The 20686-nt window shown below is 64.5% G+C and carries 15 protein-coding genes, 1 tRNA gene, 1 rRNA gene and 1 riboswitch (1 of these 18 cut by a window edge); of the genes, 9 read left to right on the top strand and 8 right to left on the bottom strand.

Annotated elements, in window-relative coordinates:
- Both HAP40_RS05985 and HAP40_RS05980 read right to left on the bottom strand, forming a co-directional pair.
- Window positions 1-71, bottom strand: a tRNA-Ile gene (locus HAP40_RS05985); it reaches 6 nt to the left of the window's first position.
- Between the two features lie 188 nt (window positions 72-259).
- Window positions 260-1748: ribosomal RNA gene (locus tag HAP40_RS05980) — 16S ribosomal RNA — on the bottom strand.
- 1086 nt (window positions 1749-2834) lie between these two features.
- On the opposite strand from HAP40_RS05980, the gene HAP40_RS05975 reads away from it, so the two are divergent.
- From HAP40_RS05975 to HAP40_RS05965, 3 genes are all read left to right on the top strand, one after another.
- Window positions 2835-4898 carry a M23 family metallopeptidase gene (locus tag HAP40_RS05975; RefSeq protein WP_166818666.1) on the top strand — a complete coding sequence of 688 codons (2064 nt, stop codon included), beginning with the start codon at window positions 2835-2837 and terminating at the stop codon, window positions 4896-4898.
- 153 nt (window positions 4899-5051) lie between these two features.
- On the top strand, window positions 5052-6671 hold the full coding sequence (locus tag HAP40_RS05970) for an SMP-30/gluconolactonase/LRE family protein (RefSeq protein WP_166818667.1): 1620 nt from the start codon (window positions 5052-5054) through the stop codon (window positions 6669-6671).
- 149 nt (window positions 6672-6820) lie between these two features.
- Window positions 6821-7027: a hypothetical protein gene (locus tag HAP40_RS05965; RefSeq protein ID WP_246741163.1), complete on the top strand. Its 207-nt coding sequence runs from the start codon at window positions 6821-6823 to the stop codon at window positions 7025-7027.
- A gap of 77 nt (window positions 7028-7104) precedes the next feature.
- On the opposite strand, the gene clpB is transcribed toward HAP40_RS05965, so the two are convergent.
- The gene (gene clpB, locus HAP40_RS05960; protein WP_166818668.1) at window positions 7105-9756 is read right to left on the bottom strand and encodes an ATP-dependent chaperone ClpB; all 2652 of its coding nucleotides are present in this window, start codon (window positions 9754-9756) and stop codon (window positions 7105-7107) included.
- A gap of 240 nt (window positions 9757-9996) precedes the next feature.
- Between clpB and HAP40_RS05955 the strand changes: the two genes are divergently transcribed.
- Window positions 9997-10785, top strand: a complete 789-nt coding sequence (locus HAP40_RS05955; protein ID WP_166818669.1) for an MOSC domain-containing protein — start codon at window positions 9997-9999, stop codon at window positions 10783-10785.
- Between the two features lie 112 nt (window positions 10786-10897).
- On the opposite strand, the gene HAP40_RS05950 is transcribed toward HAP40_RS05955, so the two are convergent.
- On the bottom strand, window positions 10898-11578 hold the full coding sequence (locus tag HAP40_RS05950; protein ID WP_166818670.1) for a TIGR02594 family protein: 681 nt from the start codon (window positions 11576-11578) through the stop codon (window positions 10898-10900).
- 213 nt (window positions 11579-11791) lie between these two features.
- Between HAP40_RS05950 and HAP40_RS05945 the strand changes: the two genes are divergently transcribed.
- A complete protein-coding gene (locus tag HAP40_RS05945) occupies window positions 11792-12655 on the top strand; it encodes an alpha/beta fold hydrolase (RefSeq protein WP_166818671.1) in 864 nt (287 codons plus the stop codon).
- A gap of 111 nt (window positions 12656-12766) precedes the next feature.
- On the opposite strand, the gene metW is transcribed toward HAP40_RS05945, so the two are convergent.
- Window positions 12767-13429, bottom strand: a complete 663-nt coding sequence (gene metW / locus HAP40_RS05940; RefSeq protein ID WP_166818672.1) for a methionine biosynthesis protein MetW — start codon at window positions 13427-13429, stop codon at window positions 12767-12769.
- A gap of 1 nt (window position 13430) precedes the next feature.
- Window positions 13431-14627, bottom strand: coding sequence for a homoserine O-acetyltransferase MetX (metX, locus tag HAP40_RS05935; RefSeq protein ID WP_166818673.1), 1197 nt, complete (start codon window positions 14625-14627; stop codon window positions 13431-13433).
- Window positions 14628-14717: 90 nt separating this feature from the next.
- A riboswitch (SAM riboswitch) is annotated at window positions 14718-14797 on the bottom strand.
- A 193-nt stretch (window positions 14798-14990) separates the two neighbouring features.
- Between metX and HAP40_RS05930 the strand changes: the two genes are divergently transcribed.
- The 3 genes from HAP40_RS05930 to HAP40_RS05920 are packed head-to-tail and all read left to right on the top strand — an operon-like array spanning window position 14991 to window position 17899.
- A complete protein-coding gene (locus HAP40_RS05930) occupies window positions 14991-15839 on the top strand; it encodes a chorismate mutase (protein ID WP_166818674.1) in 849 nt (282 codons plus the stop codon).
- A 33-nt stretch (window positions 15840-15872) separates the two neighbouring features.
- A complete protein-coding gene (locus HAP40_RS05925) occupies window positions 15873-16967 on the top strand; it encodes a pyridoxal phosphate-dependent aminotransferase (RefSeq protein ID WP_166818675.1) in 1095 nt (364 codons plus the stop codon).
- Window positions 16964-17899 (top strand): prephenate/arogenate dehydrogenase family protein, encoded by a 936-nt coding sequence (locus HAP40_RS05920; protein WP_166818676.1) that lies wholly within the window; start codon window positions 16964-16966, stop codon window positions 17897-17899. The genes HAP40_RS05925 and HAP40_RS05920 overlap by 4 nt, the downstream gene beginning before the upstream one ends.
- Before the next feature lie 107 nt (window positions 17900-18006).
- Here the strand turns inward: HAP40_RS05920 and HAP40_RS05915 are convergent, their stop codons facing one another.
- Window positions 18007-19194: a DUF2125 domain-containing protein gene (locus tag HAP40_RS05915; protein WP_166818677.1), complete on the bottom strand. Its 1188-nt coding sequence runs from the start codon at window positions 19192-19194 to the stop codon at window positions 18007-18009.
- Between the two features lie 110 nt (window positions 19195-19304).
- Here HAP40_RS05915 and HAP40_RS05910 point away from each other — a divergent pair, with 110 nt between their 5' ends.
- Window positions 19305-19910, top strand: coding sequence for a gamma-glutamylcyclotransferase (locus tag HAP40_RS05910; RefSeq protein ID WP_166818678.1), 606 nt, complete (start codon window positions 19305-19307; stop codon window positions 19908-19910).
- On the opposite strand, the gene HAP40_RS05905 is transcribed toward HAP40_RS05910, so the two are convergent.
- A complete protein-coding gene (locus tag HAP40_RS05905) occupies window positions 19907-20680 on the bottom strand; it encodes a lysophospholipid acyltransferase family protein (RefSeq protein ID WP_166818679.1) in 774 nt (257 codons plus the stop codon). The genes HAP40_RS05910 and HAP40_RS05905 overlap by 4 nt on opposite strands.
- Window positions 20681-20686: the final 6 nt, after the last annotated feature.

The raw sequence follows: 20686 nt of genomic DNA, 5'->3' as shown, positions 1-20686 counted from the left end.
GCCTGGGAAGACTTGAACTTCCGACCTCACGCTTATCAAGCGCGCGCTCTAACCAACTGAGCTACAAGCCCCTAACGCATATCCTGTTAAGGACCAGGGTTTCTGCAAACTTGCAGCCCCAGCGCGTGTTCGTCCGCGAAGAAAGAGAAACGAAGACGGCGAAATCCCGCCAATGCAGCTCAACGATCTGGCGATCTGTTGGCCACTGATGTTTCTAAAACGGTTCGATAGAAGCAAGCTTCTGAAGAACCATCCTTAGAAAGGAGGTGATCCAGCCGCAGGTTCCCCTACGGCTACCTTGTTACGACTTCACCCCAGTCGCTGACCCTACCGTGGCCGGCTGCCTCCCTTGCGGGTTAGCGCACCGTCTTCAGGTAAAACCAACTCCCATGGTGTGACGGGCGGTGTGTACAAGGCCCGGGAACGTATTCACCGTGGCGTGCTGATCCACGATTACTAGCGATTCCAACTTCATGGGCTCGAGTTGCAGAGCCCAATCCGAACTGAGACGGCTTTTTGAGATTTGCGAAGGGTCGCCCCTTAGCATCCCATTGTCACCGCCATTGTAGCACGTGTGTAGCCCAGCCCGTAAGGGCCATGAGGACTTGACGTCATCCCCACCTTCCTCGCGGCTTATCACCGGCAGTCTCCTTAGAGTGCTCAACTAAATGGTAGCAACTAAGGACGGGGGTTGCGCTCGTTGCGGGACTTAACCCAACATCTCACGACACGAGCTGACGACAGCCATGCAGCACCTGTGTTCCAGGCTCCGAAGAGAGGGTCACATCTCTGCGACCGGTCCTGGACATGTCAAGGGCTGGTAAGGTTCTGCGCGTTGCGTCGAATTAAACCACATGCTCCACCGCTTGTGCGGGCCCCCGTCAATTCCTTTGAGTTTTAATCTTGCGACCGTACTCCCCAGGCGGAATGCTTAAAGCGTTAGCTGCGCCACTAGTGAGTAAACCCACTAACGGCTGGCATTCATCGTTTACGGCGTGGACTACCAGGGTATCTAATCCTGTTTGCTCCCCACGCTTTCGTGCCTCAGCGTCAGTATCGGGCCAGTGAGCCGCCTTCGCCACTGGTGTTCTTGCGAATATCTACGAATTTCACCTCTACACTCGCAGTTCCACTCACCTCTCCCGAACTCAAGATCTTCAGTATCAAAGGCAGTTCTGGAGTTGAGCTCCAGGATTTCACCCCTGACTTAAAGACCCGCCTACGCACCCTTTACGCCCAGTGATTCCGAGCAACGCTAGCCCCCTTCGTATTACCGCGGCTGCTGGCACGAAGTTAGCCGGGGCTTATTCTTGCGGTACCGTCATTATCTTCCCGCACAAAAGAGCTTTACAACCCTAGGGCCTTCATCACTCACGCGGCATGGCTGGATCAGGGTTGCCCCCATTGTCCAATATTCCCCACTGCTGCCTCCCGTAGGAGTTTGGGCCGTGTCTCAGTCCCAATGTGGCTGATCATCCTCTCAGACCAGCTACTGATCGTCGCCTTGGTGAGCCATTACCTCACCAACTAGCTAATCAGACGCGGGCCGATCTTTCGGCGATAAATCTTTCCCCGTAAGGGCTTATCCGGTATTAGCACAAGTTTCCCTGTGTTGTTCCGAACCAAAAGGTACGTTCCCACGCGTTACTCACCCGTCTGCCGCTGACGTATTGCTACGCCCGCTCGACTTGCATGTGTTAAGCCTGCCGCCAGCGTTCGCTCTGAGCCAGGATCAAACTCTCAAGTTGGACTTGAACTTTGAACCGGCTGATCACAACGTTTGACGAGGTCCCACCATTTTTCATCGACCGAAGTCGACGAGCTGCCTGCGATTCACATCGCTGGCAACGATGGTGTAACCTTTAAAACGTGTACCGCCGAAGTCTTTCGTCCGGTCTCGATCAGAAAAGCCGAAGCTTTTCAGAAGCGAGACCCGCAAGGACTCCGCCGTCCACGTTTCTCTTTCTTCATCTTCACTTGTCAAACAGCCCGGGACCGTGGAGGCCCCAACCTTCCCTAGCAGGAAGGGTTCCGACACCCTTACCGACGATGGATGAACTCCAACCGACTTGTGTCGGCTGTTGTGTCACTCAACAAGGTGAGGAGCATCAGTGGCGCGTTCGCTCGCCTCGGTCAGTGACCCGGCGGCGCCGCGCTCAGTGGTTGGGGTTATAGGCCCCGCCTTCCGGGCTGTCAACGCCAATCGTCAACAAATCGTCGCACAGGGGATCGTTGGAAAAATTCCAGCGATTCCAGTCGATTAGACGGCCTGTGAGCCGGCGAACCGGCGCGGCAGGGTAAAAAATCTGAAAAAAAGTTTGCGCCCCAGCGGGCTCGGGAGGGGCTTCCTGAGGCTGCCTTGGGCCCTCCCCCTCCGGACGCGGCCCTGGCTTCCCCGGACGCACTCGCCCGCCCCCGGGGTAAATCCGCGTTCCCGCCCCAAACCAGGCTATCCTCTGCCGCCGGGGCGGGCAGTAAGCCTCAGCCGTTCAAGAAACTTTTCCATATTAGGCGCCGTACTTGAGCCACAATCCCGCGGCGTTCTGGTAAGAGACAAGCTTGAATCGCGGGTGATGCCAGTGGGGGCTGCCGGCGATTTTCATGGGGTCAGAGGAAGGCGATCTTGCAGATGACGCGGCCTTCTTCCGACATTCGAGAGACATCGAGAGACCTTTTTTCCGTTTAGCTGTTCGTAATTTCGGCCGGCCCGTCATCGGGCCTTCTGACCGCGAACGCCTACGCGGCTCGGCTTTGTCCTGCGATACGCCTCGAAGAGGGCGACGGGGAAGAGGCTGGGGACCGGGCTTTTGGGTCGTTGAATTGGGGGACTTGGGTTGAACCACAGGACGTCACGCGGCGCTTACGGGCGTGAGACCGGGATCATCGATCTCGGCCACGAGCCGCCGCTATCCGTCGATGGTTCCGAGGCCGCCGTCATCGATCGCCGCCGCGTCTCGGTGCAATGGTTCAGCGGGACAATTCTGACCGGACTCTGCGGCGCAGCCCTGATCGGCGGCGCCGTTTTTGCGTCGCTCGACGGCGAGATGACCTTCGCCAAGGTGCCGGAGCGGGTCGAAGGCGCGCTGCGCGGTGCCTTCGGCGCCGGCGATCGCGCCGCCACGCTGCACAAGAGCGACCGCCTGCCGCCGCCGAGCGAATCCACGGCCTCGCGCAACATCATGCGCGTCTCCACGGTCGCCCGCGTCGGCAACCGCGACGTGATGCGGGTGCGCCCCTTCGTCCGGATCGCCGGCAATCTGTCGATGACGACGAGCGATCTGTCGGCGAAGATCCCGCCGTTCAACGCCCAGCGCCTGCTCACCGACGTCGGCTCCGACCCGAAGACCGCCTCCGACGATCCCAACAATCCCGAAGCCGTCGAGCCCGACGCCGAAGTCTCCTTCGTCACCAAGGACCTGTCGCCGGTGCTGCCGAAGGCGAAGATTTCCGCGGTGGTGGCGCTCGACGACATCCTGATGCGGGTGCGCGACGCCGCCAATTGGCGCGGCAATGGCGGGGTGCGCTACGCCTCGCTCTCCAATGCCACCGCCGACGTTTCCGGTGCGGCCGGTCCCTCCGACATCAGAAGCGCCTACGCCCCCGAAGCGTCGTCATCGGATCCCTATGCCGGCTTCGAGACCCGCGTGGTGCCGGAAAACGTCACGCTGCTGCCCAAGACCAAGGAGCAGATCACCGGCGGCAATCCCAACGGCGAGCGCGTCCACACGGTCAGGAAGGGCGACAGCGTCGGCAGCGTGCTGCGCGATCTCGGCGCCACTGCCGAGGAGATCAAGGCGATCACCGCAACGCTCGGTCCGCGCGGCCGCGACGGCGGCCTGAAGGAAGGCGAGAAGCTCCGCATCCTGATGGCGCCCGCAAGCCCCGGCGCCCGCCTGCAGCCCTACCGCGTCGTCGTCGCCAACGACACCATGGTCGAGGCGATCGCGGCGCTGTCCGATCTCGGTAAATACGTCGCGGTCGACGTCTCCAGCATGAACAACGTCGCCGACGCTGCGGCCAACGCCAACAGCGACGACGATGACGATGATGACGGCTCCGGCGTCCGGCTCTACCAGAGCATCTACGAGACCGCGATGCGCAACAAGGTGCCGATGCTGGTCATCGAGGACATGATCAAGATCTACTCCTACGACGTCGATTTCCAGCGCAAGGTGCAGCCGGGCGACTCGTTCGACGTGTTCTATGCCGGCGAGGACGAGGGCGTGACCGCGACCGAGAAGAACGAGGTGCTGTTTGCCTCGCTCACCGTCGGCGGCGAGACCAAGAAATACTATCGCTACCAGAGCCCCGACGACGGCGTCGTCGACTATTACGACGAGACCGGCAAGAGCGCGAAGAAGTTCCTGGTCAGGAAGCCCGTCAACAACGCCATCATGCGCTCCGGCTTCGGCGGCCGCCGCCATCCGATCCTCGGCTATGTGAAGATGCACACCGGCGTCGACTGGGCCACCGCCTACGGCACGCCGATTTTCGCCTCCGGCAACGGCATGATCGAGAAGGCCGGCCCCGAGGGCGGCTACGGCAAGTACATCCGCATCAAGCACTCCAACGGCTACGAGACCGCCTACGGCCACATGTCGGCCTTCGCCAAGGGCATGGAAGTCGGCAAGAAGGTGCGGCAGGGCCAGGTGATCGGCTTCGTCGGCTCGTCGGGCATGTCGACCGGCCCGCACGTCCACTACGAGATCCTGGTCAACGGCCGCTTCGTCGACCCGATGCGTGTGAAGCTGCCGCGCGGTCGCTCGCTGGAAGGTCCGATGCTGGCAAGCTTCGAGAAGGAGCGCGACCGGCTCGACGGCATGATGAGCGGCCGCGGCGGCGCCATCGCCCGCATGTCGGACGCAACCGGTGGACCGTTGCAGGTCAGCAACCGCTGATAGTGGCGGGCCTGTAACGGCCGAACATTTTCAAACAGGATTTCAAACACGGCTTGCTGCGCAGCAAGGCCGCCTTGCGGCGTCACAACGTCAAGTTTCGTTTGCCAAAGCGGCGTGACGGGCGAATACTTTCCAAAAACGGGAGGTCTCGCCATGAAGAACAGGTTCGCCTGCGCTGCCGCCGTCGCTGTGCTTTTCGCCGCCACGAGCGCCTCGGCCGAAACCTGGGAGATCACCAAGCTCGTCCCGGGCTCGGCATTCCACGGCGTGCACGGGCTCGCCGTCGACAAGGCCGGCCACCTGTTTGCCGGCAGCGTCGCGGGCGCCGCGCTCTACGAGGTCGACATCGCGGGCGGTACCGCCAAGGTTGCAATTCCCGCTCCGGTCGGAATGGCCGACGACATCGCATTCGCGCCCGACGGCACCATGGCCTGGACCGGCTTCCTCGCCGGCGATCTCTATGCGCGCAAGGGCGACGGCCCGATCAAGAAGCTCGCGAGCGGCCTTCCCGGCATCAACTCGCTCGCCTTCCGCAAGGACGGCAGGCTCTACGCCACCACCGTCTTCCTCGGCGACACGCTCTATGAGATCGACGTCGAGGGCGTCAAACCGCCCCGCCAGATCATGGAGAAAATGGGCGGCCTCAACGGCTTCGAGTTCGGTCCCGACGACAAGCTCTACGGTCCGCTGTGGTTCAAGGGACAGGTCGCCAAGGTCGACGTCGACAAGGCCGAGCTGACCGTCGTCGCCGATGGCTTCAAGGTCCCGGCCGCGGTGAATTTCGATTCCAAGGGCAATCTGTTCGTGGTCGACACTGCGCTCGGCCAGCTCGTGCGGGTCGATCCCAAGTCCGGCACCAAGACCATCGTCGCGCAATTGAAGCCGTCGCTGGACAATCTCGCGATCGACGACAAGGACCGCATCTACGTGTCCAACATGGCTGACAACGGCATCCAGGAGGTCGATCCGGCGACCGGACAGGCAAAGCAGATCATCATCGGCAAGCTCGCCCTGCCCGGCGGCATCGGTGTCACCTCGGAGAACGGCAGGGATACGATCCACGTCGCCGACGTGTTCGCCGATCGCATTGTGGACGCGGTGACCGGCGAGATCACCGAGAAGGCGCGCATGCACGCCGCAGGCGTCTCCCTCGAATATCCGATGAGCGCGACGGCGCGCGGCAACGACGTGATCCTGTCGAGCTGGTTCACCGGCACGGTGCAGGTGATCGACGGCAAGAGCGGCGCAGCGCGCGACATGCTGCACGGCTTCAAGGCGCCGCATGACGCGATCATGCTCGCGGACGGCAGCATCCTGGTGGCCGAGCTCGGCACCAAGTCGCTGGTCAAGGTCAGCGGCGAGCACGGCAAGGATCGCACCACGCTGATCGGCGATCTCGAGGGCCCCGTGGGCCTCGTTCGTGGGGCAAGCGACGAAGTCTACGTCACCGAGGCCTTTGCAGGCATCGTCTCCAGGATCGACGGCAATGGGAAGAAGACCGTGGTCGCCAAGGAGCTGAAAATGCCCGAAGGCATCGCGCGCACGAGCGACGGCAAGCTGGTCGTGGCGGAAGTCGGCGCCAAGCGGCTGATCGAGATCGTGCCGGACAGCGGCAAGGTGACCGAGATCGCGGCCAACCTCCCGATCGGCCTGACGGGCGCGCCGAGCGGCCTGCCGATGCATATTCCGACGGGTGTCGCGATTGGCGCAACCGGCGTCATCTACGTCTCGTCGGACCTGGAGAACGCGATCTACAAGGTCACGAAGAAATAGCATCCGCCGGACGAGGCCTGCCAACGGAACCCGCACGCGGGACTTCCGGTTAGAGGCTGACGGAAGCGCCCCAGCAGGAGGATCGCCCATGACGCGCCTCTCACGCGACGACGTCGTCAAGGCCGTGGACCGGGCCGACGATGTCACCATTGCCCAGAATCATCGGAACCGGCGCGACCGTCGAGGAGCTTGCCGAGGCTCGGGCCTGGCTCGCCAATGACGAGCCGATGATCAACGATTTGCGGCCGCTGGCGCAGGGCCGCGTGCGCGAACTCGTGGACATCTTGTCGGAGCTCGAAGAGGACGGCGACGAGGAAGGTCCGGCCGATCCGGGCTCCGCGTCCGCGATCAGCTAGCTGGTCCATGGCAAAGCAAACGCCCCGGAGATTGCTCTCTCCGGGGCGCTTATCGTCTCAGCGTCAATCGCCGCCGCTCAGTTCAGCTTTCGCTTCGCCACCGGCGCCTCGAACGGGGCGATCTCCGCGGTCTGCGGCGCCTTGCCGTTGAAAGTCAGCACGTTGCCTTCGGACGAGATCGCGACGCTGTCGCCGTCTCTGACGTCGCCCGCCAGGATCATCTCGGCGAGCGGATCCTGGAGGTGGCGCTGGATCACGCGCTTCAGCGGCCTTGCGCCATAGGCAGGGTCCCAGCCCTTGGCAGCGAGCCAGTCGCGGCCTGCGGCATCGAGCGTCAGCACGATCTTGCGATCGGTCAGCAGCTTCTGCAGCCGCGCGAACTGGATCTCGACGATCCGGCCCATCTCGCTCCGCTGCAAGCGGTGGAACAGGATGATCTCGTCGACGCGGTTGAGGAATTCGGGGCGGAAGTGCGCCCGAACCATGCCCATCACCTGCTCGCGCACGGCAGCCGTGTCTTCGCCCTCGGGTTGATTCACCAAGAACTCCGAACCGAGGTTCGAGGTCATGATGATCAGCGTGTTGCGGAAATCGACGGTACGACCCTGGCCATCGGTCAGACGGCCGTCGTCGAGCACCTGCAACAAGACGTTGAAGACGTCGGGGTGCGCCTTCTCGATCTCGTCGAACAGCACGACCTGGTAAGGCCGGCGACGCACCGCTTCGGTGAGGGCACCGCCCTCGTCATAACCGACATAGCCCGGAGGCGCGCCGATCAGCCGCGAGACCGAGTGCTTCTCCATGTATTCGGACATGTCGAGGCGGACCATCGCGGTCTCGTCGTTGAAGAGATACTCGGCGAGCGCCTTGGTCAGCTCGGTCTTGCCGACGCCGGTGGGGCCCAAGAACATGAACGAGCCGGTCGGCCGGTTCGGGTCCTGCAGGCCCGCGCGCGAGCGGCGCACGGCGGTCGCGACCGCACGCACGGCCTCGGCCTGGCCGACGACCCGCTTGCCGAGCTGCTCCTCCATCTTCAGGAGCTTCTCCTTCTCGCCTTCCAGCATCTTGTCGACGGGCACGCCGGTCCAGCGCGAGACCACCTGCGCGATGTGGTTGGCGGTAACGGCCTCCTCCATCATCTCGCCGGAGTTCTGCATCGAATTATCCTTGGCTTCGATATCCGCGAGCTTCTTCTCCAGCTCCGGGATCCGGCCATAGGCCAGCTCGCCGGCCTTCTGGAATTCGCCGCGCCGCTGCGCGTTGGCCAGCTCGACCCGCAGGCCGTCGAGCTCGGCCTTCAGCTTCTGGGCGTCGGAGAGCTTGTTCTTCTCCGCGCTCCAGCGCGAGGTCAGCGCCGCGGACTTCTCCTCGAGCTCGGCCAGGTCCTTCTCCAGCGTGTGGAGCCGAGACTTGGAGCCGACATCGCTTTCCTTCTTGAGCGCCTCCTGCTCGATCTTGAGCCGGATGATCTCGCGGTCGAGCGAATCCAGCTCCTCCGGCTTGGAATCGACCTGCATCTTCAGCCGCGCCGCAGCCTCGTCCATGAGGTCGATCGCCTTGTCGGGCAGGAAGCGGTCGGTGATGTAACGGTTGGACAGGGTCGTGGCGGCCACGAGGGCGGAATCGGTGATCCGCACGCCGTGGTGCTGCTCGTACTTGTCCTTCAGCCCGCGCAGGATCGAGATCGTGTCCTCGACCGAGGGCTCGCTGACGAAGATCGGCTGGAAACGCCGCGCCAGCGCGGCGTCCTTCTCGACGTGCTTCTGGTACTCGTCGAGCGTGGTCGCCCCGATGCAGTGCAATTCGCCGCGGGCGAGCGCCGGCTTGAGCAGGTTGGAAGCGTCCATCGCGCCGTCGCCCTTGCCGGCGCCGATCAGCGTGTGCATCTCGTCGATGAACAGGATGAAGGCGCCCTCGCTGGCGGTGACCTCCTGGAGCACGGCCTTCAGCCGTTCCTCGAACTCACCGCGGTATTTCGCGCCGGCGATCAGTGCGCCGAGGTCGAGCGACAGCAGCTTCTTGTCCTTCAGGCTCTCCGGCACGTCGCCGTTGACGATGCGCAGCGCGAGGCCCTCGGCGATGGCGGTCTTGCCGACGCCGGGCTCACCGATCAGCACGGGATTGTTCTTGGTCCGGCGCGACAGCACCTGGATGGTGCGGCGGATCTCCTCGTCGCGGCCGATGACCGGATCGAGCTTGCCGTCGCGCGCCGCCTGGGTCAGGTCGCGGGCATATTTCTTCAGCGCGTCGTAGGCGTTCTCGGCGGTGGCCGAGTCCGCGGTACGGCCCTTGCGCAGGGCCTCGATCGCCGCATTGAGATTTTGCGCGGTAACGCCGCCCTTGGCGAGGATGGCGCCGGCTTCGCTGGCCTTCTCCAGCGTCAGGCCGAGCAGCAACCGCTCGACAGTGACGAAGCTGTCGCCGGCCTTCTCACCGGCCTTCTCAGCCGCATCGAAGGTGCGGGCGAGCTCGGGCGCCAGATAGATTTGCCCGGCACCGCCGCCGGAGACCTTCGGCACCTTGCCGAGCGCGTCTTCCGTCGCCTTGAGAATTGCACGGGAATTGCCGCCCGCACGGTCGATGAGACCGGCAGCGAGCCCCTCATTGTCGTCCAGGAGGACTTTCAGGACGTGCAGGGTGGAGAACTGCTGGTGCCCCTCGCGCATCGCAAGCGACTGCGCGGACTGGATGAAGCCCCTGGAGCGTTCGGTGTATTTGTCGATATTCATCTTTTCTGTCCCTCGGCCTGCCCTCGGGGCCCTCTAAGGCACCCCAAACGGCATCTTCATTGGGTTTCCGGTGCCTGCGTTGACGTTCCTCAACCGGCAGCGGTCGTTTATCAGCCGGCGCTGGTGCCGGCCTGACCCAGATGTGGGAAGCATGTCCTCGGATCGGAAGAGCCGACTTCACAAATTCGTGCGCTGATCGGCCCGCTTGGCGACGCCCGGCCGAATCCCCTAAGTAGCGGCATGACAGCCAGCCAGACCGCCGAGATCACCGGCCTTTACCGCTACCCGATCAAGGGCCTGACGCCGGAAGCCCTGCCCCGCGTGACCTTGCGGCGCGGGGAGACCCTGCCCGCCGATCGCCGCTACGCCATCGAGAACGGCCCAAGCGGCTTCGATCCCGACGCCCCGGCCTGGAAGCCGAAAATCCAGTTCCTGATGCTGGCGCGGAACGAGCGGCTGGCGTCCCTCGACAGCCGGTTCGACGACGCCACCAACCGCCTGATCATCCGCAAGGACGGCGAGATCGTCGCCACCGGCGATCTCGAGACCGCGGCCGGGCGCGCCGCCATCGAGGCCTATTTCAGCGAGAATTTCCAGCCGGAGCTGAAGGGCCCGCCAAAAGTGCTGTCGGGCCGCGACCACAGCTTCTCCGACGTCGCGCGCAAAGTCGTCTCCATCATCAATCTCGACAGCGTCCGCGCCATCGAGACCATGCTCGGCGGCGTCGCGGTGCATCCGCTGCGCTTCCGCGCCAATCTCTACGTGAAGGGCTGGCCGGCCTGGTCGGAGCTCGATATGGTTGGCCAGACGCTCGCGATCGGCGAGGCGCGGCTGGAAGTGGTCAAGCGCATCGTCCGCTGCCCGGCCACCAATGTCGATCCTGTCACCGCAGAGCGCGATCTCGAGATACCACCGACGCTTTCGCGCCATCTCGGCCATATGGACTGCGGGATCTATGCCGAAGTGATCGAGGGCGGCGAGATCGGCGTCGGCGATGCGGTGGCGGTGGAAGAGCCGAAGCTCGTCTGAGCTGCCGTAGGGTGGGCAAAGCGAAGCGTGCCCACCACTCCGGCTCTCGAACATTGACACACCGCTGGTGGGCACGACGCTTCGCACCTTTGCCCACCCTACGGCCCCGTCGTCAGTTCGGCATCACATAGGCATAGATCCGGCCGCGCGAGACCGGTGCTTCGCGGACGCGGTTGCCGTTGTTGCCGGAGATCATGATCGGATTCCCCTGCGCATCGATGCCGGTGATGATGCCGACATGACCGCCGCGACGGCCGCGCGACATCACCGCGATCGCACCGACCTGCGGACCGGAGACACGGGTCCCGTAGCGCGCGAACGAGCTCGCCATGTCGGAGCCGGTGCCCTGATGCCCGGTATGCTGCAGCACCATGTTCATGAACCGGGCGCACCACAGGCTGCCGCGACCGGTCGGGTTGCCTCCGATATAACGGCGCGCCTCGGACACGAGGCCCGATCCGCCACCGAGGCTGCCGCTGCTCACGGCGTTATTGGCCATGCCGTTATTGGCGATGCCGCCGCCATTGGCGTTCGGATCATAGCTTGCCTGGGCGTTGGCAAATCCGCTCGCCTGCAATTGCGCCGCGCTGCGCTCGAAGCGCGAGCTGCGGGCATGGTGACGATAATGACGGGAGTGATGATGCCTGGCGTGATGCACGTAACCGTGCCGCTCTGCGCTATGACGATGATGCGGCCGCGCTGAGGCCGGAGAAACGAACACGGCGACCGCCGCGAAGAAGATCGCCATCGCAACAACACAACGCGACAGGCGAGACGCAAACAACTCTAACATTCTTCATCCTCGTTACACCCCCACTTCCCGCCGGCCTGTGCGGCCGCCGACCTCCGTCTGGCCGTTAAGCCGCCCGATGTGGCGAGAAAAAGACGCGACGTCGGCGAATGGCTGCGATGATTTTGCGCTGATGCTCGTCCGTTGCTGCCGCATTGCAGACACCAGCATTAACTGCGATCCTCAAACGCGGCTTGAAAGAGAGGGAAAAGGTTAATGCCCCACGCCACGACGAGGGACGACGTCCGGATCTATTTCGAGGAAGCGGGCCAGGGATCGCCCATCATTTTTCTGCACGAGTTCGCGGCCGACTACACCAATTGGGAGCCGCAGATGCGCTACTTTTCGCGCGGTCACCGCTGCATCACCTATTCGGGGCGCGGCTATGCGCCGTCGGACGTACCCGATGGCGACGTCTACACGTTCAAGCATTTCTACACCGATGCGCTTGCCGTGCTCGATCACCTCGCCATCGCACGCGCGCATCTCGTCGGACTCTCGATGGGCGCCTATTCGTCGCTCCAGATCGGGCTCAACGCGCCGCAGCGCGCATTGTCGATGACCCTGGCCGGCGTCGGCTCGGGCTCGGAGATCGAGAACCTCGACGCTTGGCGCCAGCAGTGCCGCGCCAATGCCGAGCAGTTCGAGACATCAGGCTCAGTCGAAGTCGCAAAGGTCACGCGCGAGGCGCCGAGCCGGATTCCCTTCCTCGTGAAGGACCCGCGCGGCCACGCCGACTTCTATGCAGCGCTCGCGCGGCACGATGCCCAGGGATCGGCGCGCACGATGCGCGGCTTCCAGGGCGGCCGTCCATCGATCTACACGATGACGGATGCGATCAAGGGCGTTGCGACGCCGGCCCTGATCATCTGCGGCGACGAGGACGATCCGTGCGTCGGACCAAGCCTGTTTCTGAAGAAGCATCTGCCGGCGGCGGGGCTCGCGATGTTTCCGAAGTCCGGCCACGTGCTCAATCTCGAAGAGCCCGCGCTGTTCAACGAGAGCGTCGAGCGGTTCGTGACGCTGGTGGAAGCAGGACGGTGGCCGGTGCGCGATCCGCGGTCGCTGGCGGCGCATTAGGCACCCGCGCAGCCAAATCCCGTCATTGCGAGCGTAGGAAGCAATCCAGAATCCCTCGCGGAGACAGCCTGGATTGCTTCGTCGCAAGAGCTCCTCGCAATGACGAGGAAACTACTTCCCGCCGCCCCGGCTCAGCAGAAACACGCCCTGCTCGCCGAACATGTTCCACACCCACCAGGGCAGGTTCAGCGGCACCGGGCGGCCGTAGAGGTCGAGCGCCACCGAACGCTCCATCTTGACGTTGATCTCGTCGCAGAGCTCGACGAAATCCTTGATGGTGCAGAAATGGATGTTGGCGGTGTCGTACCAGGTCGCCGGCAGATTCTCGGTGCGCGGCATGTGGCCACCGATCAGGAGCTGGAGCCGCATCTTCCAGAAGCCGAAATTCGGGAACGAGACGATGGCGCGGCGGCCGATGCGCAGGAGATTCTCCAGCACCACACGCGGCTGCCGCGTCGCCTGCAGCGTCTGCGACAGGATCACGTAGTCGAACGCATCATCGGGGTAGTTCACGAGGTCGGTGTCGGCATCGCCCTGCACCACCGCAAGGCCCTTGGCGACGCAGCGGTTGACGCCCTCGCGCGACAGCTCGATGCCGCGGCCGTCGATGCCGTGCGTCTCCAGCAGCTGGAGCAGATCGCCCTCGCCGCAGCCGACGTCGAGCACCTTCGAGCCCGGCTTCACCATTTCGGCCACCAGCCGGTGATCGGCGCGAAAATCGCCGGACTGCCCGGTCGCGACGCCGTCGAGCGGCAAGACTTCCTGCACGGACATGCTAACTATCCTTCAGTCCGCGGGCCTTGCCTGCCGACTGCAGGAAGGCGCGGGAGATGTCGAAGAATTCGGGCACGTCGAGCAGGAAGGCGTCATGGCCGCGATCGGTCTCGATCTCGGCGAACGACACCCGCGCGCTCGACGCATTCAGCGCATGCACCAGCGCGCGCGATTCCGAGGTCGGAAACAGCCAGTCGCTGGTGAAGGAGACCACGCAGAAGCGCGTCTTGATGCCGGCAAACGCCTTCGCCAGCACGCCGCCGTGATCGGCGGCGATGTCGAAATAGTCCATCGCGCGCGTCAGGTAGAGATAGGAGTTGGCGTCGAAGCGCTCGACGAAGGACGAGCCCTGGTAGCGCAGATAGGACTCGACCTGGAAATCCGCGTCGAACGAGAAGGTCGGCAGCTCGCGATCCTGCATGCGGCGGCCGAATTTCCGGTGCAGCGCGGCGTCGGAGAGATAGGTGATGTGCGCCGCCATGCGTGCCACCGCGAGGCCCCGATGCGGATGAATGCCGCGGTCGGCATAGCCTCCATTGTGCCAATCGGGATCGGCCATCACGGCCTGGCGGCCGAGCTCATGGAAGGCGATGTTCTGCGCCGAGTGCCGCGTCGAGCAGGCGATCGCCAGCGCGGAGTAGACGCGGGCAGGATAAGCCGCCGTCCATTGCAGCACCTGCATCCCTCCCATCGAGCCGCCGACCACCGCGAACAGCGTGTCGATGCCGAGCCGGTCGATCAGCATGGCCTGCGCGCGCACCATGTCGGGGATGGTGATGACAGGGAAATCCAGGCCCCACACCTTGCCGGTCGCAGGATTGATCGAGGCCGGACCGGTCGAGCCCATGCAGCCGCCGATCACGTTGGAGCAGATGATGAAGTAGTGCCTGGGATCAATGGGGCGGCCGGGACCGACCAGCGTGTCCCACCAGCCTTGCTTGCCGGTGACGGGATGCACATTGGCGACATGCTGGTCGCCCGTCAGCGCATGGCAGATCAGAACGGCATTGGAGCGATCGGCGTTCAGCTCGCCATAGGTCTGGTAGGCGATCTGGAACGGCGAGAGATCGACGCCGCAATCGAGCCGCAGCGGCTGGTCGGCGCCGAAATGCATGACCTCCGAGCTCGGATGATCAACTTCATGCGACCGATCATCGGTGCTGATCGCGGGACTCGGAATCGACTTGACGCTGCCCATCTGACCATCGACCTCATTTGCGATCAGACTCGAGACCGCAGTGACATCAGGCCATGAAAAACCCGGCCTGAACGATAGGTTCGGCCGGGATCGGAAGCGTCCCCGGCCTGTTTAGCGAGTTTTTTAACGTGGCTGCAAGCCGGCCGGCTCAAATGACCACGGAACAGGCAAAATCTACTGGCTTGGGCGGTTTTCGTCAAGTCGCGACCGGGTTCAACCGGATTTGCCTCCCGGCCGCGGGCCGAAAAGACCGTCATTTCTCTTTGCTTTCGCCGCCCTGACTGCCTAATCAAGACACTGACCGCAGCGGTGACGGCACCGGCCGATCCGCCTCCAAACGCCTCTCAACAGCGCCTGTCAGATATGTCCCAACGCCCGCCCGCGCCACCATCGCTTCAGGAATTGCGCAAGGAGATCGACGAGATCGACGCGGGCATGCATCGCCTGCTGATGCAGCGCGGCGACATCATCGACCGCCTGATCCAGGTCAAGCAGACCCAGGAGGTCGGCTCTGCGTTCCGCCCGGCGCGCGAGGCCGCCATGATGCGCGAGATCGTCCAGCGTCATCGCGGCATCCTGCCGCTCGACACGGTCGAGAGCATCTGGCGCGTCATCATCTCGACCTTCACCTATGTCCAGGCGCCGTTCTCCGTGCATGCCGACATCTCCGTGAGCGAGCCGGCGATGCGCGATTCCGCGCGCTTCCATTTTGGTTTCACGGTGCCTTACGTCGCGCATTTCAGCGCGCAGGCCGCGGTCGAGGCGGTGGCGAAATCCAAGGGCGATCTGGCGCTGGTCTCGGCCACCTCCAGCCGCACGCCATGGTGGCTCTCGCTCGAGCAAGACGGCGCGCCAAAGATCATCGCGCGGATGCCCTTCGTCGAGCGCGCCGACCATCCGGCCGCACTGCCGGTGTTCGCGATCTCCCGCGTCGCCGACAGCGCTTTGGTGACGGAGGTCGAGACCTTCAGCGTGCGCGTGTCGGGGTGGAACGCCGAGGTCGCGCGCGCCCTGTCGCCGCTCGCCGAGATCGTGGCGGTGCCCGACACCGCCTTTGACGGCGCGGCCCTGCTGGTCTCGGTCACGGGCGCGACCAGCATCGACAAAATCAAGGCTGCCCTGATCGACGCGGGGGCCTCGGTGCGCTCCACGGCCCTCGTCGGCAGCCACGCAACGCGCTATACGGTGCCCCCGACCGGGCCGAAATCGTAAGTCGCGATCCGCCCAGCCTATCCGGAGTTGAAGATGTCCCGCCCCGTGCCGAATCCCGGCATTCTCGATATCGCGCCCTACACGCCCGGCAAGAGCCCGGTCGCCGAACCGGGCCGCAAGGTGTTCAAGCTTTCGGCCAACGAGACGCCGTTCGGGCCCTCGCCGAAGGCGATCGAGGCGTTCAAGCGCGTGGCGGATCATCTCGAGGACTATCCGGAAGGCACCTCGCGGGTGCTGCGCGAAGCGATCGGCCGCTCCTTCGGTCTCGATCCCAACCGCATCATCTGCGGCGCCGGCTCGGACGAGATCCTCAATCTGCTCGCGCACACCTATCTCGGCCAGGGCGACGAGGCGATCTCCACCACGCACGGCTTCCTGGTCTACCCGATCGCGACCATGGCGGTCGGCGCCAGGAACGTCATCGCGCAGGAGACCAACCTCACCTGCAACGTCGACGCCATCCTGAAAGCCGTGACGCCGAAGACGAAGCTGGTCTGGCTTGCCAATCCCAACAATCCGACCGGGACCTATGTGCCGTTCGACGAGGTCAAGCGGCTGCGCGCCGGGCTGCCGTCGCACGTGCTGCTGGTGCTGGACGCCGCCTATTGCGACTATGTCTCGCGCAACGATTACGAGATGGGGATCGAGCTGGTCGCCACCACCGAGAACACGGTGGTGACGCACACCTTCTCCAAGATCCACGGCCTTGCCGCGCTGCGCATCGGCTGGATGTTCGGGCCCGAGCACATCATCGACGCGGTCAACCGCATCCGCGGCCCCTTCAACGTGTCGACGCCGGCGATGTATGCCGCGATCGCCGCGATCGAGGACACCGCGCACCAGGCGATGTCGAAGCAGTTCACCGAGACCTGGCGCAACTTGCTGACCGAGGAGATCGGCAAGCTCGGGCTGAAGGTGACGCCCAGTGTCGCCAATTTCGTGCTGATCCATTTCCCGACGGAGGGCAAGACGTCGGACGCGGCCGACGCCTTCCTCACCAAGCGGGGCCTGGTGCTGCGTGCGCTGAAGAACTACGGCCTGCCGCATGCGCTACGCATGACCATCGGCACCGAGGAGGCCAACCGCCTCGTGGTCGAGGGCTTGCGCGACTTCATGGCCGGCAAATGAACGCGCAGGCGCACTTCCGGCGCGTGGCGCTGATCGGCTTCGGCCTGATCGGCGGCTCGATCGCGCGCGCCGCGAAGCTCCAGGGCCTGGCGGGCGAGATCGTCACCACCGCGCGCTCGGAGAAGACGCGCGCGCGCGTCGCCGAGCTCGGCATCGTCGACGAGGTCGTGGCGACCAATGCGGAGGCCGTGAAGGACGCCGATCTCGTCATCCTCTGCATTCCCGTCGGTGCCTGCGGACCCGTGGCCCAGGAGATCGCCGCGCATCTCAAGCCGGGTGCGATCATCTCCGACGTCGGCTCGGTCAAGGGCGCGGTGGTCAGGGATATGGCCCCGCATCTGCCGCAGGGCGTTCACTTCGTGCCGGCGCATCCGGTCGCGGGCACCGAGCATTCGGGCCCGGATTCGGGCTTCGCCGAGCTTTTCATCAACCGCTGGTGCATTCTCACGCCGCCTGACGGCACCGACGCTGCGGCCACGGAGCATTTGCGTGCCTTCTGGGCGGCGATGGGCGCCAAGGTCGAGGTGATGACGCCGGATCATCATGATCTCGTGCTCGCGATCACCAGCCACCTGCCGCATCTGATCGCCTACACCATCGTCGGCACCGCCGACGAGCTGGCGCAGGTGACGGAATCCGAGGTGATCAAATTCTCCGCCGGCGGTTTTCGCGATTTCACCCGCATCGCGGCTTCCGATCCGACGATGTGGCGCGACGTCTTCCTCGCCAACAAGGAAGCCGTGCTGGAGATGCTCGGCACCTTCACCGAGGATCTCGCCAAGCTCACCCGCGCGATCCGCCGCGGCGACGGCGAGGCGCTGTTCGACCACTTCACCCGCACCCGCGCCATCCGCCGCGGCATCGTCGAGATCGGCCAGGATTCGGCCGCGCCCGATTTCGGCCGGCCGCACGCGGCGCTGAAGAAGCCTTAGACCACCCACTCCCCTCCGTCATTGCGAGGAGCGGAGCGACGAAGCAATCCAGACCGTTTCCTCGGAAAAATTCTGGATTGCTTCGCTTCGCTCGCAATGACGGCGGATCAATACAGCGGCGGGATCTGGCCGACCTTGACCGGGCCGAGCAGCACGGCGCCGTCGACGAATTTCAGCGGGAAGCTGCGCGCCTTCTTGCCTTCCAGCGTGCTCTCGGTGCCGATCGAATTGATGCCGGCGGCAACGCCGGCATTGGCGTTCTGCTTGATCACCTTGCCAAGGCCCGGAACGGCGCGGTCGAGCGCGCCGAACAGATTGTTGAGGTCTTGCGACTTCACGCCGGGCGCGACGCGGTCGAGGGTTGCCTGCGGCACGCCCTCCTCCAGCATCTTCTCGATGCCGAGCGCCGGGATCACGCGCTCGAGGCCGGTCACCGTCATCTGCAATTCGCCGTCGAGCCGGCCATTGGCGGAGAGGCCCAGCGTGCCCGCCGCGATCGCAATCATCTCGCCCTGCTGGATGCGTGACTGCACGATCTCGATATGACCGCCGGCGGCCTGGATCTCGCGGAAGCGCTGCGGCCAGGGCTTTGGCGCGAGGTCGGTGAGGCCCGTGATCTTCGCGCGCGTATCGGCCTCGAACGGCTCGGCGAGCAGCGGATGCACACCCTGGATGCTGCCCTGCGCGACATGGAGCACGGTCTCGATCACCGGGCGATCGGACTTCGATCCGTCCGCGAGACGCCCGTGCAGCTCGATCTGCTTGGCGCGCGCGAGCGGCACCTGCACGCTGCCGTCGAGACGGTTGAGGCTGGGGTCGTCGAACACGATGGAGGCCCGGTCCGGCACCGCCGGCAGGCCTACCACGCTGCTGCGCCCCTTGCTCCAGTTCACCACGAAGGTGGTTTGCGTGACGCCGTCGGTCAGCGTCGCCGGCGCGGAGAACTCGGCGATGACGAGCTTGGGGTCGTAGACCTGGGCAACGACCAGGATGTTGTCGAGCTTCGCCGTGAACGGTGTCTTGCTCGCATTCTGTGAGACCAGGGCGACGCTGGCGCCGGAGCACTGGACCTCGAAACGGAACGGGAAGCCCGCGATCGAGCGCTTGGCGCAATCATAGATGCGGCCCGCCTTGGCCTCCTGCGCGCGCCAGGCATCGGCGGCGATTTCGGCCTGCGAGGCCGCATAGAACCAGAAGCAGCTCCACGCGACGGCGAGGAACAGGACGAAAACGGGGGCGATGAAAAGGCCCCAACGGGAGCGGCGGCGGCCTGCGGCAACGGTCATATTGGACATGCGGCGACCCTTTGATCCCAGATTCAGGCAAATGTAAGCGAGGGCCGCCTGCGACAAAAGGCGGAGAAATCGCTTCGCTTGGCGGCACGGTTCTGGTAGCCGTGCCCGAAATGTCGGAAATCACCCTCCCCTCCGTCACCACAGCCAAGGGCGACCTCTGGGTGTTCGGCTATGGCTCGCTGATGTGGCGGCCGGGCTTCGAATTTAGGGAACGCGTCCCGGCGCGGCTGGTTGGCGAGCACCGTGCGCTCTGCGTCTATTCCTTCGTGCATCGCGGCACGCCGGAGAAGCCGGGGCTGGTGCTCGGGCTCGACCGCGGCGGCGCCTGCCGCGGCATCGCCTTCCGCGTCGCTGAAGAGAACCGCGCCGATGTCGTCGCTTATTTGCGGGCGCGCGAGCAGGTCACCTCGGTCTATCGCGAGGTGATGCGCTCGGTGTGGCTGGAGAACGATGCGCGGCAGCGCGTCTCCGCGCTCGCCTATGTCGTCGACCGCGGCCATGTGCAATATGCCGGGCGGCTATCGCTCACCGAGCAGCACCGCCATGTCATCCAGGGTCACGGCCAGTCCGGCGCCAATCGCGACTACGTGACGGCGACGGTGAAGGCGATCGAGGCCGAAGGCTTTCGCGACACGCAGCTGCACCAGCTTGCCACCATGCTGCATGGCGATGCGCATTCCCTGCCGGCGCCGACCGAAGATCGAGACACCCGCTAGCTCTCCGACGGCGCATAGCTCGGCGCGGAGCCGATCAACTGCTCCTGCTCTTTCCGCCCCGCATCGACGAGACGGCTGGTAGCGTCCTCGACGGCCGTCTGCACGCGGGAGAGAAACTCGTCCTTCGGCAGGCCCGCCGGCAGCGGATCGAGGAATTCCACCACCAGCGTGCCGGGATAACGCATGAAGGTGCGGCGCGGCCAGAACAGTCCTGAATTGAGCGCGATCGGCAGGCACTGCACGCCGCAGGAGGAATAGATCTGCGCAAAGCCGGTCTTGTAATCGGGCGGCGCGCCGGGCGCGCGGCGCGTGCCTTCCGGGAAGATGACGAGCTGCTTTCCGCTGCGCACCGCCTCGCGCGCCCGCCGCGTCATGTCGAGCAGCGCCTTCACCCCGGCATTGCGATCGATCGCGATCATTCCGGTCTTGGCCAGGAATTGGCCGAACACCGGGATCTGCATCAGCTGACGCTTGAGAATGAAGATCGGGCGATTGAAGAAGCCCGGCAGCACGAACGTCTCCCAGAACGACTGGTGCTTCGCCACGATCAGCAACGGTCCCTGCGGGATCTTCTCGACACCGCGAAACTCCACCTTGATGTTGCAGACCAGGCGCATCAGGACCAGCGTCGTCTTCGCCCACCATTGTGCGACCGTCAGCATGGCGCGCGGCGGCAACGCGAAGGTCGGCAGCGCCACGATCGCGAGGCAGACCAGCACGGCGTAGAACAGCACGTTGAACACGAGCGAGCGCAGGAAAATCAGGAACATCGACGG

This window comes from Bradyrhizobium sp. 1(2017) (genome assembly GCF_011602485.2).
In the GTDB taxonomy this organism is placed as follows: Bacteria; Pseudomonadota; Alphaproteobacteria; order Rhizobiales; family Xanthobacteraceae; genus Bradyrhizobium.
Note: the sequence above shows the minus strand (reverse complement) of the source record. Positions and strands in the feature narration are given on the sequence as shown.